The organism is Hansschlegelia sp. (genome assembly GCF_035538955.1).
Lineage (GTDB): Bacteria > Pseudomonadota > Alphaproteobacteria > Rhizobiales > Methylopilaceae > Methylopila.
The window spans coordinates 348,392-365,635 of sequence record NZ_DATLJK010000015.1 but is presented as its reverse complement, the minus strand read 5'-3'; the positions used below and the strand labels follow the sequence as shown (position 1 = coordinate 365,635).

Sequence of the window (17,244 nt, the reverse complement as noted above, 5' to 3'; positions counted from 1 at the left end):
GAAGAGACCGCCGGCCAGGCGCTACGGCTGGAGGACGCATCGATGAACGTCGATCCCCGGGATCCCGTCGCCGTCGCGCAGGCGCTGATCGCCTGCCCGAGCGTCACGCCCGAGGAAGGCGGCGCGCTCGCGCTGCTCGAGGGCCTGCTGCGGCCGCTCGGCTTCGAGGTTCACCGCCCGGTTTTTTCGGCCGAGGGAACGCCGGACGTCGAGAACCTGTTCGCCCGCAGGGGCGAGGGCGAGGCTTTCGTGTTCGCCGGTCACACGGACGTCGTGCCTCCGGGCGACGTCGGCCGCTGGCGGCGCGGACCGTTCTCGGGCGAGATCGTCGGCGGCGAGCTGTTCGGCCGTGGCGCGGTCGACATGAAGGGCGCGATCGCCTGCATGGTCGCGGCTGTCGCCCGCAATCCGAGCCTGAAGACGCCGCTGGCCTTCCTCATCACCGGCGACGAGGAGGGCCCGGCGGTGAACGGCACCAGGGCGCTGCTCGAATGGGCCGTCGCGCGCGGCGACCGTTTCTCCGCCTGCCTGCTCGGCGAGCCGACGAACCCGGAGGCCTTGGGCGACGCCGTGAAGGTCGGCCGGCGCGGCAGCCTGTCGGGAACCGTCACGATCCGAGGCGTCCAGGGCCACGTCGCCTACCCCCAGCTCGCCGACAATCCGATCCGCAAACTGCCGGGCGCGCTCGCAGCGTTGCTGGACGAGCCGCTGGACCGCGGCACGGAGCACTTCCAGCCGTCCAATCTGGAGATCGTCGGGCTCGAAAGCGGCGCGGGCGCTTTCAACGTGATCCCGGGCGAGGGGCGGGTCCGGTTCAACATCCGCTACAACGACCGTCACACGGCGCAGGAGCTGATGGCGCTGGTCGCCGCCCGCCTCGACGCAGCGATCGGGCCCGCGGCCTACCAGCTCGCGTTCGAGCCGCCGAACGGCGACGCCTTCCTGACGCCGCCGGGACCGCTTGTGGAGTTGGTGTCGGAGGCGATCGAAGCCGAGACCGGCCGCCGGCCGGAGCTCTCTACGAGCGGCGGCACGTCGGACGCCCGCTTCATCAAGGCTCACTGCCCCGTGGTGGAGTTCGGCCTCGTCGGCCGCACGATGCACCAGGTCGACGAGCGCGTCGCCGTGGAGGATCTCGAGCGGCTGACCCGCGTCTACGAGCGCATTCTGGAGCGGGTCGCTAGGCTCTAAGGGCGGCGCTCAGATCTTGCGGAGCCGCACCTCTTCGATGCGGTGGCTCTCGCCCTTCCTGAGGATGAGATCGGCGCGGGGACGCGTCGGGCGGATGTTCTCGCGCAGGTTCGGCAGGTTGATGTCGGTCCACAGCGTGTCCGCCGTCTCGAGCGCGTCCTGCCGCGACGCTTCAGCGTATTTGCGGAAATAGGACTGCGGATCGCGGAACGCGGTGTCGCGAAGACGCATGAACCGGTCGACATACCAGCGCCGCAACAGGCCCTCGTCGGCGTCGAGATAGATGCCGAAATCGATGAAGTCGGACACGAAGGGCTGCACGCGCCCGTTCCTCGGCTTGTCGCCGACCTGGAGCACGTTCAGGCCCTCGAGGATCACGATGTCGGGCTTCTCGATCACCATCTCCTCGCCCGGCACCACGTCATAGACGAGGTGGCTGTAGACCGGCGCTGTGACGCGCTGCTTGCCGGCCTTGATGTCGGACACGAAGCGCAGCAGGCCCTGGACGTCGTAGCTTTCCGGAAAGCCTTTGCGGCCCATCAGGTTCTCGCGCGCCAGGATCGCGTTCGGCAGCAGAAAGCCGTCGGTGGTGACGAGATCGACCTTCGGCATGTCGGGCCAGCGGGCGAGCAGCGCGCGCAGCACGCGCGCCGTCGTGGACTTGCCCACGGCGACTGAGCCCGCCACCGCCACCAGGAACGGCACGCGGGTTTCGCCGTGTCCGAGGAAGCGCTGCGTGGCGCGATAGAGCTCCTGGCGGGCGGCGACATAGAACGCCAGCAGGCGCGAGATCGGCAGGTAGATTTCCTCGACCTCGTCCATGTCGATCGGATCGCCGACGGAGGCGAGCCGATCGAGGTCGGCGTCGTCGAGCGTCATCGGCGTATCGGCGCGCAGGGCCGCCCAGTCGCGGCGCGTAAACGTCGTGTAGGGCGAAGGGCTACCGATCCGCGGCTTGTCGTCCATCAAGGCTCTTTCCGCGACGCCTTCTCCGCCAGCCCCGACTGGCCCGTGCGCTGCTCAAGCACCCGCATCACTTCAGCGAGCGTCACGCCGCGGACCTTGAGCGCCACCAGCAGGTGGTAGAGCACGTCAGCCGCCTCGGAAGCGAGATCGACCTTCGTGCCGGCGACCGTCGCGAGGGCCGCCTCTACGCCTTCCTCGCCGAGCTTCTTGGCGCAACGGGCGGGACCCGCGTCGATCAGCGCGCGCGTGTAGGAATCCGTCGCAGACGCGGAAGCGCGCGCTTCCACGATGCGTTCGAGGTCCTCGATGGTGAAGCGCGTCATCCGACAGCCTCTCGCTTGCGATCCGGGCGGCGCCTACGCGCCGGGATCAAGCCTGACCGGCAGGCCTGCCTCGGCCATACGAGCCTTTGCCTCGCCGATCGTGTGCTCTCCGAAATGGAAGATCGACGCGGCCAGCACGGCGCTCGCGCCGCCTTCGCGCACGCCCTCGACCAGATGGTCCAGCGAGCCGACGCCACCGGAAGCGACCACCGGGACCGGCACGGCCTCCACCACCGCCCGAGTGAGCGCGAGATCGTAGCCGTCGCGGGTGCCGTCGCGGTCCATCGAGGTCAGCAGGATCTCGCCGGCCCCGAGGCTCGCGACCTCCGCCGCATAGGCGACGGCGTCGAGACCCGTCGGCCGCCGGCCGCCATGGGTGAACACCTCCCAACGGTCGGGCTCGCCGGGCGCCGAAACCTTCTTGGCGTCGACCGCGACCGTGATCGCCTGCGATCCGAATTTCTCCGCCGCGCGCGCCACGACCGAGCGGTCGTTCACCGCCGCGGACATGATCGAAACCTTGTCGGCGCCCGCAAGCATCAGCGCCCGCACGTCCTCGACCGAGCGCACCCCGCCGCCGACGGTGACCGGCATGAAGCAGTTCTCGGCGGTGCGGGCGACGACGTCGAGCAGGATCGCGCGCTCCTCATGGCTCGCGGTGATGTCGAGGAAGCAGAGCTCGTCCGCGCCGGCCGCGTCATAGGCGATCGCCGCCTCCACCGGATCGCCAGCGTCGCGCAGGTCGACGAACTGGACGCCCTTCACGACGCGCCCGTCCTTGACGTCGAGGCAGGGGATGACGCGAACTTTCAGCATGAAGCAATATCTTTCGAACTCACCGCTGAATGTGTCTGCGAAGGATGGGGATCATGACGCCAGCCAGCCAGATCGTGGGATTCGCGGCAACCGGGGTCGGAGCTCTCTGCATCGCCTACACGATCTGGCTGGCGTCCCGCATGCAACGTCAGGCAGGTCACGACCCGGTTCTCGGCAAGGCCATATCCAAATTCCTTCTGACCCATCGGCCCCACATCGCAATCTGGTTTCTGCTGTACGGCGTGGTCCTCGCGCTGATGGTGACGGCCGGCATCCTGCAACGCCACTCCTAGTTCACGCCCCCTTGGCCGCCCTGACGAAGGCGAGCGCCTCACGGCCGTCGAGGCGACCGTCGTAAAGCGCCCGGCCGGTGATGGCGCCGGCGATCGCGGCGTTCTGGGGCTGCAGCAGGCGACGGACGTCCTCAAGGTCGGCGAGGCCGCCGGAGGCGATCACGGGGATCGACACGGCTTCCGCGAGTTCGCGGGTGCTTTCGAGGTTCAGCCCCTTGAGGAGCCCGTCGCGCGCGATGTCGGTGTAGATGATGGCGGCGACGCCAGCGTCTTCAAACCGGCGGGCGAGGTCGAGGGCCGTCATGTCGGACACCTCCGCCCAGCCCTGAACGGCGACTCGGCCGTCGCGGGCGTCGATGCCGACGGCGACCCGCCCGGGATGAGCCTGCGCCGCAGCCTTCACGAAGTCAGGGTCGCGCACGGCCGCGGTGCCGAGGATGACGCGGGAGACGCCGCGCTTCAGCCAGGCCTCGACCGCCTTCATGTCCCGAATGCCGCCCCCGAGCTGCACGGGCACGCCGGCCGCGTCCAGGATGCCGTCGACCGCCGCCGCGTTCACCGAGGCGCCGGCGAAGGCGCCGTCGAGGTCGACGACGTGGATCCAGCTGAAGCCGATCTCGGCGAAGGTGCGCGCCTGCGCGGCGGGATCGCTGCCGTAGACGGTGGCGCGCTCCATGTCGCCTTCCTTGAGGCGCACGACGGAGCCGCCCTTCAGATCGATCGCAGGATAGAGGATCACGGACGCCACCGCAGGAACGCGTCGAGCAGCGCCAGGCCGAGGCGCTGGCTCTTCTCGGGATGGAACTGGACGCCCGCGACGTTGTCGCGCGCCACGAGCGCGGTCACCGGACCGCCATACGACGCCGAAGCCACCACGTCCGCCGGATCGTCGGGAACAAGGTGGTAGGCGTGCAGGAAATAGGCGTGCAGACCCTGCGGCCCAAGCGCGAGGCCGTCGAGAAGCGGATGCGGCCGGCGCGCCTCCAGCGTGTTCCAGCCCATATGCGGGACCTTCAGGTCGGCTTCGCCCGGCTCGATCCGCAGCACCCGACCTGGAATCCAGCCAAGGCCCGGCGTCGGCCGGTATTCCTCGCCCTCGGTCGCAAGCATCTGCATCCCGATGCAGATGCCGAGGAACGGACGGCCGCGCGCCTTCACGACCTCCTGCAGAGCCTCCCCGAGCCCGGAGACGTCGCCGAGCGCCGCGCGGCAGTCCGGAAAGGCGCCGTCGCCGGGCAGAACGACCCGGTCGGCGCGCGCGATCACGTCACAGTCGCTCGTAACCAGGACATCGCTCGCGCCGGCGCGGATCAGCGCCTTCTCAACCGAACGGAGATTGCCGGCTCCGTAGTCGACGATCGCGGTCGTCACCGGGCGCCGCCCGGCTGCGGAAACAGACCCAGCACCATCGACGGCTGCGCGCGGTAGCCGCCGCCGTCACGGACGGACGAGGTCCGCTCGCGCGTCGTTTCGCCAAGCCATTCGTGGAAGAAGTGCGCCTCGGCTTCCTCCTGGGTGCGGGCGAGCGTCGACCCGACAAGCCGATATCCGCGCCGCTCCAGCGAGCGGGCGCGCAGCCAGGCGGCCTCGAGCCCGAGCGCCAGGTTCGGCAGGAAGGCGAGCACGACCGCGCTCCCGCCGCCGACCCCCGCCCATTGCACGACGATAGCGAGCGCGATCTCGACAAGCGCATAGACCACGAGCGCGGCCCAGCACCTGCGCCAGACGAGCCAGACCAGCGGGACCAGGAAAGCGAACTTCGAGAAGCCCTCCCGCACCGTGACGAACGCCTCGACGCCCTCGAGCGTCGGCTGCGCGCCGCCCGGCGGTTCATAGATCAGCCAGTTCCGCATTCCGAAAACCTTGTCAGTCGCCGATCCGGCCCTTGGTCGAGGGCAGCCGGTCGCCGGCGCGAGGATCGATCGCGAGCGCCGCCTTCAGGCAGCGCGCGAGCCCCTTGAAGCAGGACTCGGCGATGTGATGCGCGTTTGCGCCATAGAGCGTCTCGACATGCAACGTCACCGCCGCGTGGCTGGCGAACGCCTGGAAGAACTCCCGCACCAGTTCGGTGTCGAACTCGCCGATCTTCGGCACGGCGAACTCGGTCCGCCAGACCAGGAAAGGCCGACCCGAGACGTCAAGCGCGACGCGCGTCAGCGTCTCGTCCATCGGCATGTGGACGTCGGCGTAGCGCGTCAGGCCCTTCATATCGCCGAGCGCCTGCCGCACCGCCTGTCCGAGCGCAATCCCGACGTCCTCGGTGGTGTGATGAAAATCGACATGCGTATCGCCCTGCGCCCGCACATCGAGGTCGATCAGGGCGTGGCGCGACAGCAGCTCGAGCATGTGGTCGAGAAAGCCGACGCCGGTCGCGATTTTCGACGCGCCGGTGCCGTCGAGGTCGAGCGACAGCTCGATCTCGGTCTCGGCGGTTTTCCTCGTCACTTCGCCCCGTCGCATGGGCGCGTCTCCAGCGCGGCTCGCGCGCATGTGTCTTGGAACGAAACGGCGCGTGACTACCACGGCCGGCGCGTCAGAGCCATGGCCCGGACCAACCGCGGTCGAAATGCCCGTCGGCCCCGCGGAAATCAAGGCGTCGCGCCCTCTCGACATTCGTTGCGGAAAACATACCTCGGCCTGAGGCCGGCGCCGCGGCTCCCCTCATGCTCGACATCCGGCCCCCCCGGCGCGGCGGGCTTCCTTCCGGAGCCGCTTCCATGGCGAAGAACACGCAGAGCAAGAGCCAAAGCGGCAAAGCCGCGAAGATGTCCGAGGCGAGCGCGCAGGAGGCCAAGACGCGCCGAAAGGCGGCGCTCGCCACCCCGACGCGGCTCGGCTCGAACGCCACGCGCGACATCGAAGGCGCGATGAACGCGCTGCTCGCCGACACCTTCGCGCTGTTCCTCAAGACAAAGAACTTCCACTGGCACGTCAGCGGACCGCACTTCCGCGACTACCATCTGATGCTCGACGAGCAGGCGGCCCAGATCCTCGCGACCACGGACGATATGGCGGAGCGCGTGCGCAAGATCGGCGGCACGACCCTCCGCTCAATCGGCCACATCTCCCGGCTGCAGCGTGTCGCGGACAATAACGCGGACTTCGTGGAGCCGCTCGACATGCTGGCCGAGCTCCGCCAGGACAATCTCGACATGGTGGTGCGCATGAAGGAGGTCCACGACCTCTGCGACGATCATGACGACGTCGCGACCGAGAGCCTGATCGAGAACTGGATTGACGAAGCCGAGCGCCGCGCCTGGTTCCTGTTCGAAGCCTCGCGCGGGCCGTCGAGCGGCCACTGAAGTCATGACCGGCCGCTGGCGCTCCTGATTGTCGCGCCAGCGGTCCTGCAAACCTCGCCCTCGCGACGCAGGTCCTGAAGCCAAGTTGCCAAAGGCTCGCGAATGATTACGTGAGGCTCCGAATTCTCCTGCGGAGCCTCGATGTCCGACAATCAGATGCATGGCACGACGATCCTGCTCGTGCGCAAGGGCGGCCGCGTCGTGATCGGTGGCGACGGCCAGGTCAGCCTCGGCCAGACGGTCATGAAGGCTACCGCGCGCAAGGTTCGCAGGATCGCCAAGGGCGAAGTCATTGCGGGCTTCGCCGGCGCCACCGCGGACGCCTTCACGCTGTTCGAGCGGCTCGAAGCGAAGCTCGAACAGTATCCCGGACAGTTGCTGCGGGCCGCAGTGGAGCTCGCCAAGGACTGGCGGACCGACCGCTATCTCCGCCATCTCGAGGCGATGATGCTGGTGGCCGACCAGAACACGGCGCTGGTGATCACCGGCAATGGCGACGTGCTCGAGCCCGAAAACGGCGTCGCGGCGATCGGCTCGGGCGGCAATTACGCGCTCTCGGCCGCCCGCGCGCTGATTGACACCGAGGCGGAGGCCGAGACGATTGTGCGCAAGGCGATGAAGATCGCCGCCGAAATCTGCGTCTACACCAACGACAACGTCACTGTTGAGAGCCTTGAAACCGTCGGCTGACGGGCTCGAGGCCGCGGTCGCCGCCGGCGTGATCGACGCTGGCCAGGCGGAGCGGCTGCGGGCCTTTCTTGCCGCGCGAGACGCTCCGCCGCCGGCCGGCGCTCTGAGCCTGCCGGATCGCGAGGGCGTCCGCTTCGTGCGCGGCTTCCACGACGTCTTCATGAGCGTCGGCCTGGTGGTTTTGCTAGCGGGGCTTCGGCTCGCCATGTCCGCGCTTCTGCCGCCGCAGGCCCTGGCGGCGGGGATTGCGGCTGGCGCTGCGGTCGTCTGGGTGCTCGCGGAGGTCTTCACGCGCCGACAGCGCCTGGTGCTGCCGAGCATCGTGCTCGCCGCCGCCTTATCGATCTACGCCGCGATGGCGGCTTCGTTTGCGTTTGACGGCCGGGACTTCGACGATCCGCTGGGGACGCAGGCCCCTTGGGTGATCGCGGCGGCGCTCGCCGCGGCGGCGGCCTTCCGCCTGCGCTTCCGGCTGCCGTTCTCGGTCCTGTTGATCGCCGCCTGCGCGATCGGCCTTGTTCTGTCCCTGCTGGGCTTGCACGCTGAGGCTCTGCTGGAGCAGCGCTGGCGCGAGTTGCTGCTGGTCCTGGGCCTGCTCGTGTTCGCGACCGCCATGGCCTACGACCTGCGCGATCCGGAGCGCCGGACGCTCGCCGCCGACAATGGCTTCTGGCTGCATCTGCTGGCGGCGCCGATGATCGTGCACGCGCTGCTGAGCTTCGTGGTGGCCGAGCCTGCAAATCCTACGTCATCCGAAGCAGCAGCGGCGGTTGGGATCCTGGCGGCGCTCGCGCTGGTCGCGCTGGTCGTCGACCGCCGCGCGCTGCTGATGTCAGGCCTGATCTACTTCGGCGCGGCGATCGGGGCGCTGATCACCCGTGCGCAGTTCGACTCGGCCACCATCTTCGCGCTGACCCTTGTCATTCTGGGCGGCATCGTGGTCGCGCTGGGCGCCGGATGGCGTCCGGCGCGCCGTCTCGCGCTGGCGCCGCTGCCCGCTTCGCTGCGCGCCGCCCTCCCTCCATCGTCCTGAGATTCCGAAGCCCCGCATGACCGATCTTTCCCCCCGAGAAATCGTCTCCGAGCTCGACCGGCACATCGTCGGCCAGCGCGACGCCAAACGCGCCGTCGCGATCGCGCTCAGGAACCGCTGGCGTCGTCTGCAGCTGACCGGCGCGCTGCGGGAAGAGGTGCTGCCGAAGAACATCCTGATGATCGGCCCGACCGGCGTCGGGAAGACCGAGATCTCGCGCCGGCTTGCCCGCCTCGCCAACGCCCCCTTCCTGAAGGTCGAGGCCACCAAGTTCACCGAGGTCGGCTATGTTGGCCGCGACGTGGAGCAGATCGTGCGCGACCTGGTCGAGGTGGCGATCGGCCTGGTGCGCGAGACCAGGCGCAAGGACGTCCGGGCGAAGGCGGAGCTCGCCGCAGAGGAGCGCATCCTGGTCGCGCTGGTCGGTCCCGCCGCAAGCCCCGCCACCCGCGAGTCGTTCCGCCGGAAGCTGATGGCGGGCGAGATGGAGGACAAGGAAATCGAGATCGAGGTCGCGTCTTCCGGACCGGCCATGATGGAGATCCCCGGCATGCCCGGGCAGGTCGGCATGATCTCGCTCGGCGACCTCATGGGCAAAGCCTTCCAGGGCCAGAAGAAGGCGCGCCGCGTGCTTGTCAGGGACGCGCGCGACCAGCTGATCGCGGACGAGTCCGACAAGCTGCTCGACCAGGAGCAGCTCACGGCGGAGGCCATCAAGGCCGTCGAGAACGCCGGCATCGTGTTCCTCGACGAAATCGACAAGATCTGCGCCCGCGAGGGCCGCGCCGGCGACGTCAGCCGCGAAGGCGTGCAGCGCGACCTGCTGCCGCTGATCGAGGGCACCACGGTCGCGACCAAGCACGGGCCGGTGAAGACCGACCACATCCTGTTCATCGCGTCGGGCGCCTTCCACGTCGCCAAGCCCTCCGACCTGCTGCCGGAACTGCAGGGGCGGCTGCCGATCCGCGTCGAGCTCAACGCGCTCACCCGGGAGGACTTCGTCCGGATCCTGACCGACACCGAGGCGAGCCTGGTCAAGCAGTACGTGGCCCTGATGGCGACGGAAGGCGTGACGCTCGACATCACCGAAGACGGCGTCGCGGCGCTCGCCGACATCGCGGTCGAGGTCAACGCAAGCGTCGAGAACATCGGCGCCCGCCGGCTGCAGACCGTGATGGAGCGGGTGCTGGACGAGATCAGCTTCACCGCCGCCGACCGCGGCGGCGAGACAGTCGTGGTCGACGGCGACTACGTCCGCAAATATGTCGGCGACCTCGCCAAGAACGCCGATCTGAGCCGCTTCATCCTTTGACGCGGCTCAGCGCCGACCGCTGCGTCTGATCCGGACATAGAGCGCGCCGGCCCCGCCATGGACGGGGTCGGCGGGTTCGAAGCCGATCACGACGTCCCGCGCCGCCGGAGAGCTCAGCCAGTGCGGCACGGACCGGCGGAGGACGCCGCGTTCGGACCCGAAGGCCTCTTCTGCGCCGGGGCGGCCTTTGCCGGTGATCACCAGCACCACCTTGTGACCCTCCGCCTGCGCGCGGATCAGGAACGACGCAAGCCGCCGGTGCGCTTCGTCCTGCCTCAGGCCGTGAAGGTCGACGCGCGCGTCGATCTCGACCACGCCCCTGGCCAGTCTGCGCCGCAGCTTGGCCTCCAGGGGCGCGAGCGGCGGGGGCGACGGACGGAGGGGTTTCGGCGCAACGACGGCAGCCGACGGCGGCGAGGCGGGACGCTCCTCGACGGGCTTAGGCGGCGCCGGCTGCGCCACAGGTTCGGGAAGAGCGCGGCCGGGGAGCGGCTCGACCGTCTCGGCGACCTTCATCCACAGCGCGAGCTCTGCCTCGGAGACGACCCGGCGGCGCCTCCCGCCGCTCATCGTTCCGGAGCCGCGTCGCCGCGCGGCAACAACACGACAAAGCGGGTCTGTTGTTTCATGCCGCCCGCAACCGAGCCGGGGGCGTCGCCGGTTCCGGCGAAATAATCGGCGCGCGCGGCGCCGAGGATGGCCGACCCCGTGTCCTGGGCGATCATCAGCCTGCGGAGCGTCTCGCCGTCCGGAAAGCGGCTGTCGAGCCAGAAGGGCAGCCCATAGGACCAGAGGCCCCGGTCCACTGCGATGCTGCGCCTGGGCGTCAGGGGCACGTTCTCGGCGCCTCGCGGTCCGTCCTTCTCGTCGAGCGAATCGTCGATGCGGAAGAAGATGTAAGAGGCGTTCTCGCGCATCAGCGCGCGGCCCTCTCGCGGATTGGCCGCAAGCCAGGCGCGGATCGCGGCCATCGAGGCGCCGGACTTCGTCATCAGGCCGCGCTCGACCAGCAGCCGGCCGATGCCGCTGAACTTCCGGCCGTTGCGGCCGTCGAAGACCAGGCGAAGCGCGGAGCCGTCCGGCAGCCGCACGCGGGAGGAGCCCTGGATGTGGACGAAGAACGCGTCGACCGGCTCGACATAGACGAGCTCGAGGCCCCGTCCGGCAAGCGCGCCGTCCTCGATCGCGGCGCGGTCCGGATAGGGCTCGAAGCCGCCGCCTGCCGCCTTGCGTGCGCCGCCGAGTCCCGGCGGCACGCCCGGCAGGGTTTCGCCATCCGGAATGGTCACGAGATCGTCCGGCCGGGCCAGAAGCGGCGTGTTGAATCGCCCGATTGGCGTTCGCGAACCGTCTATCTCGGGCTCGTAATAGCCGGTGAGCATTCCATCGCCGACCAGGAACGGCTGAAAAGACCGCTCAAAAAACGCGCGGGCGGCGTCGCCGTCAGGCGTTCCGAGCCCCAGCGCATCCTCGCATGCCCGCACAAGGGCAGGTGTCGGCGGCAAGGCCGCCCGTGACGGCGGAACGCCGTCGCGGATCGCCCTGCATGAGGCCGCGAAGGTGCGGAAAGCCGCCGCATGGTCGTCCTGCGCCCAGCCGGCGAGATCCCCGAAGTTCATGGGCGTGAGCGTTCGCGAAGCGGCCGCCGCGCCCGGCGCCGGCAGCAGCGCCGCACAGATCGCCATTGCGGCCCCCCAGCCGCGCACCCCGCTTCCGCCTCCCGTCAGGAGCCGGTCGCGACGAGGCGCCAGTTCGGGTCGCGCGCGTTGAGCTCGCGGGCGAAGGTCCATACGTCGACGAGATCGACGATCTCCGTCGGGCTGCCGTCGATCACGGCGCCGCCACGGTCACGCGTCACGGTGATCAGCTTCGAGACGAACCGCAGCGTGATCTGAGCTGTGCGGCCAGCCACCTCCGCGCCCACGATCTCGGACTTGTCGATCGAGACGAAGTTCGACTCCATGGTCTCGCCGCGATTTTCGCGATCGGCGATCGCGGCCGAGAAGCTCTCGAACACGTCGCGCGCCAGCAGCGGCTTCAGGGTCTTCCGGTCGCCCGCGGCGAAGGCCGTCACGATCATCTCGTAAGCGCTTCGCGCGCCAGCGACGAACGCGCGGGCGTCGAAGCCCCCCTCCGCTTCGGCAATGCGGTCGAGACCAAGCGCAGCTGCGCTGTCCGGATCGACGAGTCCGGACCAGCGAGGACCGGGCTCCGGCTCGGCGACCTCCGGAGCCGGTCGCTGCGGCTCGGAATTCCGCTGCGGCAGCGGGATGACCTTGTCGTTCGCCGGCGGCTCCGGCTTCGGCTGAGGCCTTCCCACGAAAGGATCGCTCGGCCGCCGCTCATTGCCCGTGCGGGTGCCGAGCACCGACCGCAGCCGCAGGAAGATGAACACCGCCAGCACAAGGATGATCACAGTGTAGATGTCGAAGCCGTCGCTCATCTTGTCTCGCAGTCTGTCGGGCCTTGGCCCCGGCAATTTCGCGGGCGCACTCTATATGTGATGAGCGCGGCGCCCGATTCCAGTCACGCAAACGCGCTTGCGCTTGAATCAGGCGCGCATGAGCCCCCACATGATGACCTAAGCCGTTCGGCATCAAGGATCTTCACGGACACGTCATGCCTCGCATCCTCGGTCTGATACTCATCCTGCCCGTCGCTGAGCTGATCGCGTTCGTGCTGGTCGCGAGCGCCATCGGCTTCGGGAAGGCCATCCTGCTGCAGCTCGGCATTTCGCTGATCGGCGTCGCCATGCTCGGCTCGCTGCTGAGCGAGGCCAGAGTGCGCGCGCGCAGCGGCGGGGGCCTGATGTCGATCGCGCTCGACAAGTCGCACAGCCTGCGCGGCCTCGCCGGCCTGCTGTTCACCATCCCAGGCTTCATCACCGACACGCTCGGCGTGCTGGCGCTCGTTCCGGAGGTGCGCGAGCGGCTCAGCCGGCTTATCCGCGGCGCCGAGCCCGTCCGGCAGCAGCGGCCGCAGCAGCAGGCGGCTCGCGGCCGGGCCGAGATGCTCGACCTGGATCGGCAGGAGTGGCGCGAGGTGCAGCCGACCGGCAGGCGGGAAGCCTGAGCCGCTCATCGTCTTGAAGACGGCTGCCGCCTTGCGACGCCGGCGAACGTCATGCTACGCCGCGCCACCGTCGCGGCCTCATTGATCCGCCCGACGTCCCCTCGAGCCGATAGAGACGAAACGCATGGCCAGCAACAACGGCGCGCCCGCGGGCGAGAACAACGCGCCCGCCATCAACGTTCTGGCGCAATACGTCAAGGATCTGTCGTTCGAGAATCCTAACGCCCCGCGCTCCCTCGCGCCGCGCACGACGGCTCCGCAGATCGAGATCAAGGTGAACGTCAACGCCCGCAAGGTCGGCGACGCCGATTTCGACGTGGAGCTCGCGATCGAGGGCCAGGCGAAGGACGGCGAAAGCCTCGTGTTCCGGGTCGACCTGTCCTATGGCGGCGTGTTCCGGGTGATCAACATCCCCGAGGAGCAGCTGCACCCGGTGGTGATGATCGAGTGCCCGCGCCTGCTGTTCCCGTTTGCGCGGCAGATCGTGGCCGACGCGGTCCGCAACGGCGGCTTCCCCCCGCTGATGATCGATCCCGTGGACTTCGCGGCGCTCTATCGCGCCCGCGCCGAAGACGCTCAGGGCACCGCCTGAGCTCCTGAACTCAGGCCGCCGCCTCGGCGGCGGCCGTGTATTCCCGCCAGATCGGCTCGCCCCCGAGCGTCGCCACAAAGGCGAGATGCGCCGCGACGTCCGCCTCGGTCAGGCGCGGCTCGAGCGGCGTCGGCCGCTTCCCCACGCCTGCGCCCCGCGCCAGGGCGCGGCCGGCGAGATGCGACAGGCCGAGCGACGCCTGCCGGCCGCCAAGCAGCTCCAGATAGACCTCGGCGAGGATTTCGCTGTCGAGCAGCGCGCCGTGTTTCGTGCGGCGGGAATTGTCGATCCCATAGCGCTGGCACAAGGCGTCGAGCGAATTCGCGCCGCCTGGGTTCTTGCGGCGCGCCAGCATCAGCGTGTCGACCACCCGCTCGCGGCCGATCGGCGGACGCCCCAGGCGCTTCAGCTCCGCGTCCAGAAACGCCATGTCGAAGGCGGCGTTGTGGATGACCAGCGCTCCGTCGGCCACGAACTCCAGAAAATCTTCCGCGATCTCGGCGAAGCGCGGCTTGTCGGCCAAAAAGTCCGCTGAAAGGCCGTGAACGCGGAACGCCTCTTCGGGCATGTCGCGCTCGGGGTTCAGATAGACGTGGAACGTCGCGCCCGTGGGAATACGGTTGAGCAGCTCCACACAGCCGATTTCCACGACGCGATCGCCGGTCAGCGGATCGAGCCCGGTGGTCTCGGTGTCGAGCACGATTTCCCGCATTCTTCAGCGCCCCAGCAGGCGGGTAAGGGCGGCGCGGACCTGCGCCCGGGCGTCCTCGACGCCGCGGGACGTGTCGATCACGACATCCGCACGGGCGCGCTTCTCGGCGTCGGGCATCTGACGCGCGAGCACGCGCCGGAAGATCTCTTCCGTCATCCCCGGCCTTTCCATCACCCGCCGCCGCTGTTCGGCTTCGTTCGCGCTCGCCACCACGACAGCGTCCACCTGACCCGCGCGACCGGTCTCGAAGAGCAGCGGAATGTCGAGCACGGCCACCCGCACTCCGCTGGCGCGGGCGTCGCGCAGGAACTCGGCCTCCGCCTCACGCACCAGAGGATGGACGATCGCCTCGAGTTTCGCGAGGGCCGCGGCGTCTCCCAGAACCCTCTTCCCCAGCTCCTTTCGGTCCACCTGCCCGTCACGCGTGACGCCGGGGAAAGCGGCCTCGATCAGTGGCGCAGCCTTTCCTCTGTAGAGCGCATGTACGGCCGCGTCGGCGTCGTGAACCGCGGCGCCCTCCTCGGCGAACAGCCTGGCGGTGGTGCTCTTGCCCATGCCGATCGAGCCGGTCAGGCCGATCACCAGCATTTTTGGCGCGGGCGGCGGCGCCTTCGTCATCGACCGAGCAGGTTGTCGATCAGAATGCTGCGCAATTCCGGCGTGACCTCGGGCCGGACGCCGAACCAGCGTTCGAAGCCGGGCGCGGCCTGGTGGAGCAGCATCCCGAGCCCGTCAACCACTGCGTTTCCTCGGGCGCGAGCCGCCGCCAGCAGGTCGGTTTCGAGCGGAGCGTAGACCAGGTCGGTCACGACGGCGCTGCGGGAGAGCGGCGCGAGATCGATCTTGAGCGGCGGCTTGCCCGTCATGCCGAGCGACGTGGCGTTGACCAGGAGACCGGTCTCCGCAAGCAATTCGGGCAGATCGTCCGGCCCATAGGGTTCGCCGGCCCGCCCCGCGAGGCGAGCGACCTCGAACGCGCGGGACGCTGTCCTGTTCACCACCGCAACGCGCGCGAAGCCACGCCCGGCAAGCGCCGCAACAACGGCGCGCGACGCGCCGCCCGCGCCGAGCACCACCGCGAGCCGGCGGCGCCCTTCCCAGCCTGGAGCGGCGTCGTCGAGGTTGGCCAGGAAACCGAACCCATCCGTGTTCGTTCCCTTGAGAGCGCCGTTGTCGAGCCAGAGCGTGTTCGCCGCCTTCAGCTCCACCGCTGCAGGCTCCGCCGCGTCGAGCAAGGCATAGGCCGCCTCCTTGTGAGGCACCGTGACGTTCCCGCCCACGAAACCCTGCGCCGCAAAGCTTCGAACGAAGGCCTCGAACGCGTCGGGCTCGACCTCCGCAAGTTCGTAAGAGCCCTCGACTCCGTAAAGGCGGAGCCAATAGCGGTGGATCAGCGGGGAGCGCGACTGCCGGACCGGCCAGCCGATCACACAGGCTTTCGGCCCGTTCATGCTCGGATCGCTCCTTGGTCACGCAGGGCCGCGAGGAGCGGCAACAGCGGCAGGCCCAGGATGGTCCGGAAGTCTCCCGTGACCGCCGCGAAAAGATGCGCGCCAAGCCCCTCGAACTGGTAGCCGCCCACGCTCTTGAGGATCTCGGGGCCGGCGGCGGCCAGATAGGCGTCGACGAAGTCGGGCGACAGCGGCCTCATCGTCAGCCGCGCCTCGTCCACGAAGCTCCACAGAGCCTCGCCGCCCCGCGCGATCGCCACGCCCGAAAAGAGGCTGTGGGTCTGCCCGGACAGCCGCCGAAGCTGCTCCCGCCCGGCGGCGATATCGGCCGGCTTCGTGAATCTTTCCTCGCCCAGCGCGAGCGTCTGATCAGCGCCGATCACCAATCGATCCGGATATCGGGAGGAGACCTCCGCCGCCTTGGCGGTCGCGAGAGCGCGCGCGACTCCGGCTGGCGTTTTGTGCGCGGGATCGAGCTGAGCCTCGACGCGCCGTTCGTCAATCCGGGAAGGGACAATCTCCGGCGACAGGCCTGCCTCCCTGAGGATCTGAGCGCGAATTCCGCTTTTCGACGCGAGCGCCGGCGGCGCCCGGTCGAGCCATAGCGGGCTCACTGCCCCTCCGCCGCGCGCTTCGCCTTGTGCTCGGTGAGCATTGCGATCACGGACGCAGCCGTCTCCTCGATCGAACGGCGCGTCACGTCGATGGTCGGCCAGCCGTGACGCGCGCAGAACCGGCGCGACAACATGACCTCGGACGCCACAGCTTCGGGATCCACGTAGGAGCCGTCCCCAAGAACGCCGGGAGCCTGGCCCTCAAGGCCAAGAATTCGGTTATGCCGCATCGCAACGATCCGTTCGGGCGACGCCACGAGGCCGACGATGAGCGGGCCGGTCAGTGTCTCGAGACCATGGGGCGGCGGCAAGTTCGGCACCAGCGGGATGTTGGCGGTCTTCACGCCGCGATTGGCGAGATAGATCGAAGTCGGCGTCTTCGAGGTGCGGCTCACCCCCAGCAGCACGACGTCGGCTTCTCCAAGGTCGCCCGCCTCCTGACCGTCGTCATGGGCCATCGTGTAGTTCAGCGCCTCGATGCGCTTGAAATAGCCCGCGTTCAGCGCGTGCTGGGCGCCCGGCGTGTTCGCCTGCTCCGCGCCCAGATAGGACTGCAAAAGCTGGAACACCGGGGCGAGCACCGAGAGGCACGGACAGCCAAGGTCGCCGCAGCGGCTCTCCAGCATGTCGATCAGTTCAGGCTCGACCAGCGTATAGAGCACGATGCCGGGTTCGGACTGGATCTCGTCGAGCACCCGCTCCAGCTGCCGGACCGAACGCACCAGCGGGTAGACATGCTCGACGCTCGCGATGGCGGCGTATTGCGAGGCGGCGGCGCGCGCGACCGCGACCAGCGTCTCGCCGGTCGCGTCGGAAACGAGATGGAAATGGAACGAGTTCTGGGACGACATCAGAGCTGCAGTGCGGGGGACCGCCT

Annotated in this window: 23 protein-coding genes; 8 read left to right on the top strand and 15 right to left on the bottom strand. The window is 69.1% G+C overall.

Going from position 1 to position 17,244, the window contains the following annotated elements; all coding sequences use genetic code 11:
• Positions 1–42 precede the first annotated feature (42 nt).
• Positions 43–1,191, top strand: coding sequence for a succinyl-diaminopimelate desuccinylase (dapE, locus tag VM780_RS13715; RefSeq protein ID WP_325448235.1), 1,149 nt, complete (start codon positions 43–45; stop codon positions 1,189–1,191).
• A 9-nt stretch (positions 1,192–1,200) separates the two neighbouring features.
• Here dapE and coaA read toward each other — a convergent pair whose 3' ends face one another.
• From coaA to hisF, 3 genes are read right to left on the bottom strand one after another with little or no spacing between them, the layout of a single operon-like run.
• Entirely contained in the window at positions 1,201–2,157 is a 957-nt protein-coding gene (gene coaA / locus VM780_RS13710) for a type I pantothenate kinase (RefSeq protein ID WP_325448233.1), read from the bottom strand.
• The gene (locus tag VM780_RS13705) at positions 2,157–2,480 is read right to left on the bottom strand and encodes a phosphoribosyl-ATP diphosphatase (protein ID WP_325448231.1); all 324 of its coding nucleotides are present in this window, start codon (positions 2,478–2,480) and stop codon (positions 2,157–2,159) included. Before VM780_RS13705 ends, coaA begins: the two co-directional genes overlap by 1 nt.
• Before the next feature lie 33 nt (positions 2,481–2,513).
• Positions 2,514–3,296: an imidazole glycerol phosphate synthase subunit HisF gene (gene hisF, locus VM780_RS13700; protein ID WP_325448229.1), complete on the bottom strand. Its 783-nt coding sequence runs from the start codon at positions 3,294–3,296 to the stop codon at positions 2,514–2,516.
• A 53-nt stretch (positions 3,297–3,349) separates the two neighbouring features.
• Between hisF and VM780_RS13695 the strand changes: the two genes are divergently transcribed.
• On the top strand, positions 3,350–3,589 hold the full coding sequence (locus VM780_RS13695; protein ID WP_325448227.1) for a hypothetical protein: 240 nt from the start codon (positions 3,350–3,352) through the stop codon (positions 3,587–3,589).
• Between the two features lies 1 nt (position 3,590).
• Here the strand turns inward: VM780_RS13695 and hisA are convergent, their stop codons facing one another.
• From hisA to hisB, 4 genes are read right to left on the bottom strand one after another with little or no spacing between them, the layout of a single operon-like run.
• Entirely contained in the window at positions 3,591–4,337 is a 747-nt protein-coding gene (gene hisA, locus VM780_RS13690) for a 1-(5-phosphoribosyl)-5-[(5-phosphoribosylamino)methylideneamino]imidazole-4-carboxamide isomerase (RefSeq protein WP_325448226.1), read from the bottom strand.
• Positions 4,325–4,960: an imidazole glycerol phosphate synthase subunit HisH gene (gene hisH / locus VM780_RS13685; RefSeq protein ID WP_325448224.1), complete on the bottom strand. Its 636-nt coding sequence runs from the start codon at positions 4,958–4,960 to the stop codon at positions 4,325–4,327. The genes hisA and hisH overlap by 13 nt, the downstream gene beginning before the upstream one ends.
• Entirely contained in the window at positions 4,957–5,442 is a 486-nt protein-coding gene (locus tag VM780_RS13680; RefSeq protein ID WP_325448222.1) for a DUF2628 domain-containing protein, read from the bottom strand. The genes hisH and VM780_RS13680 overlap by 4 nt, the downstream gene beginning before the upstream one ends.
• 13 nt (positions 5,443–5,455) lie before the next feature.
• On the bottom strand, positions 5,456–6,049 hold the full coding sequence (gene hisB, locus VM780_RS13675) for an imidazoleglycerol-phosphate dehydratase HisB (protein WP_325448220.1): 594 nt from the start codon (positions 6,047–6,049) through the stop codon (positions 5,456–5,458).
• Between the two features lie 305 nt (positions 6,050–6,354).
• On the opposite strand from hisB, the gene VM780_RS13670 reads away from it, so the two are divergent.
• The 4 genes from VM780_RS13670 to hslU all read left to right on the top strand — a co-directional run bounded on the left by VM780_RS13670 (position 6,355) and on the right by hslU (position 9,926).
• Positions 6,355–6,891, top strand: a complete 537-nt coding sequence (locus VM780_RS13670; protein ID WP_325448799.1) for a DNA starvation/stationary phase protection protein — start codon at positions 6,355–6,357, stop codon at positions 6,889–6,891.
• A 141-nt stretch (positions 6,892–7,032) separates the two neighbouring features.
• A complete protein-coding gene (gene hslV, locus VM780_RS13665) occupies positions 7,033–7,581 on the top strand; it encodes an ATP-dependent protease subunit HslV (RefSeq protein WP_325448218.1) in 549 nt (182 codons plus the stop codon).
• The gene (locus tag VM780_RS13660) at positions 7,556–8,614 is read left to right on the top strand and encodes a hypothetical protein (RefSeq protein WP_325448216.1); all 1,059 of its coding nucleotides are present in this window, start codon (positions 7,556–7,558) and stop codon (positions 8,612–8,614) included. The genes hslV and VM780_RS13660 overlap by 26 nt, the downstream gene beginning before the upstream one ends.
• A 16-nt stretch (positions 8,615–8,630) precedes the next feature.
• Positions 8,631–9,926, top strand: a complete 1,296-nt coding sequence (gene hslU / locus VM780_RS13655; RefSeq protein ID WP_183394886.1) for an ATP-dependent protease ATPase subunit HslU — start codon at positions 8,631–8,633, stop codon at positions 9,924–9,926.
• Positions 9,927–9,932: 6 nt separating this feature from the next.
• Here the strand turns inward: hslU and VM780_RS13650 are convergent, their stop codons facing one another.
• From VM780_RS13650 to VM780_RS13640, 3 genes are read right to left on the bottom strand one after another with little or no spacing between them, the layout of a single operon-like run.
• Positions 9,933–10,496 (bottom strand): Smr/MutS family protein, encoded by a 564-nt coding sequence (locus VM780_RS13650; RefSeq protein WP_325448213.1) that lies wholly within the window; start codon positions 10,494–10,496, stop codon positions 9,933–9,935.
• On the bottom strand, positions 10,493–11,632 hold the full coding sequence (locus tag VM780_RS13645; RefSeq protein ID WP_325448211.1) for a murein transglycosylase A: 1,140 nt from the start codon (positions 11,630–11,632) through the stop codon (positions 10,493–10,495). Before VM780_RS13645 ends, VM780_RS13650 begins: the two co-directional genes overlap by 4 nt.
• Positions 11,633–11,649: 17 nt before the next feature.
• Positions 11,650–12,369, bottom strand: a complete 720-nt coding sequence (locus VM780_RS13640; RefSeq protein WP_325448209.1) for a Tim44/TimA family putative adaptor protein — start codon at positions 12,367–12,369, stop codon at positions 11,650–11,652.
• Between the two features lie 176 nt (positions 12,370–12,545).
• Here VM780_RS13640 and VM780_RS13635 point away from each other — a divergent pair, with 176 nt between their 5' ends.
• Positions 12,546–12,998: an FxsA family protein gene (locus VM780_RS13635; RefSeq protein WP_325448207.1), complete on the top strand. Its 453-nt coding sequence runs from the start codon at positions 12,546–12,548 to the stop codon at positions 12,996–12,998.
• A gap of 124 nt (positions 12,999–13,122) precedes the next feature.
• Positions 13,123–13,590, top strand: coding sequence for a protein-export chaperone SecB (gene secB / locus VM780_RS13630; protein WP_325448205.1), 468 nt, complete (start codon positions 13,123–13,125; stop codon positions 13,588–13,590).
• Positions 13,591–13,600: 10 nt separating this feature from the next.
• Here secB and dnaQ read toward each other — a convergent pair whose 3' ends face one another.
• From dnaQ to VM780_RS13605, 5 genes are read right to left on the bottom strand one after another with little or no spacing between them, the layout of a single operon-like run.
• Entirely contained in the window at positions 13,601–14,302 is a 702-nt protein-coding gene (dnaQ, locus tag VM780_RS13625; RefSeq protein ID WP_325448203.1) for a DNA polymerase III subunit epsilon, read from the bottom strand.
• A 3-nt stretch (positions 14,303–14,305) separates the two neighbouring features.
• The gene (gene coaE, locus VM780_RS13620) at positions 14,306–14,890 is read right to left on the bottom strand and encodes a dephospho-CoA kinase (RefSeq protein ID WP_325448797.1); all 585 of its coding nucleotides are present in this window, start codon (positions 14,888–14,890) and stop codon (positions 14,306–14,308) included.
• A gap of 26 nt (positions 14,891–14,916) precedes the next feature.
• The gene (locus tag VM780_RS13615) at positions 14,917–15,753 is read right to left on the bottom strand and encodes a shikimate dehydrogenase (RefSeq protein ID WP_325448201.1); all 837 of its coding nucleotides are present in this window, start codon (positions 15,751–15,753) and stop codon (positions 14,917–14,919) included.
• Positions 15,750–16,367, bottom strand: a complete 618-nt coding sequence (locus VM780_RS13610) for a Maf family protein (protein ID WP_325448199.1) — start codon at positions 16,365–16,367, stop codon at positions 15,750–15,752. The genes VM780_RS13615 and VM780_RS13610 overlap by 4 nt, the downstream gene beginning before the upstream one ends.
• Positions 16,364–17,218, bottom strand: coding sequence for a pyruvate, water dikinase regulatory protein (locus VM780_RS13605; protein WP_325448197.1), 855 nt, complete (start codon positions 17,216–17,218; stop codon positions 16,364–16,366). The genes VM780_RS13610 and VM780_RS13605 overlap by 4 nt, the downstream gene beginning before the upstream one ends.
• Between the last annotated feature and the right edge of the window lie 26 nt (positions 17,219–17,244).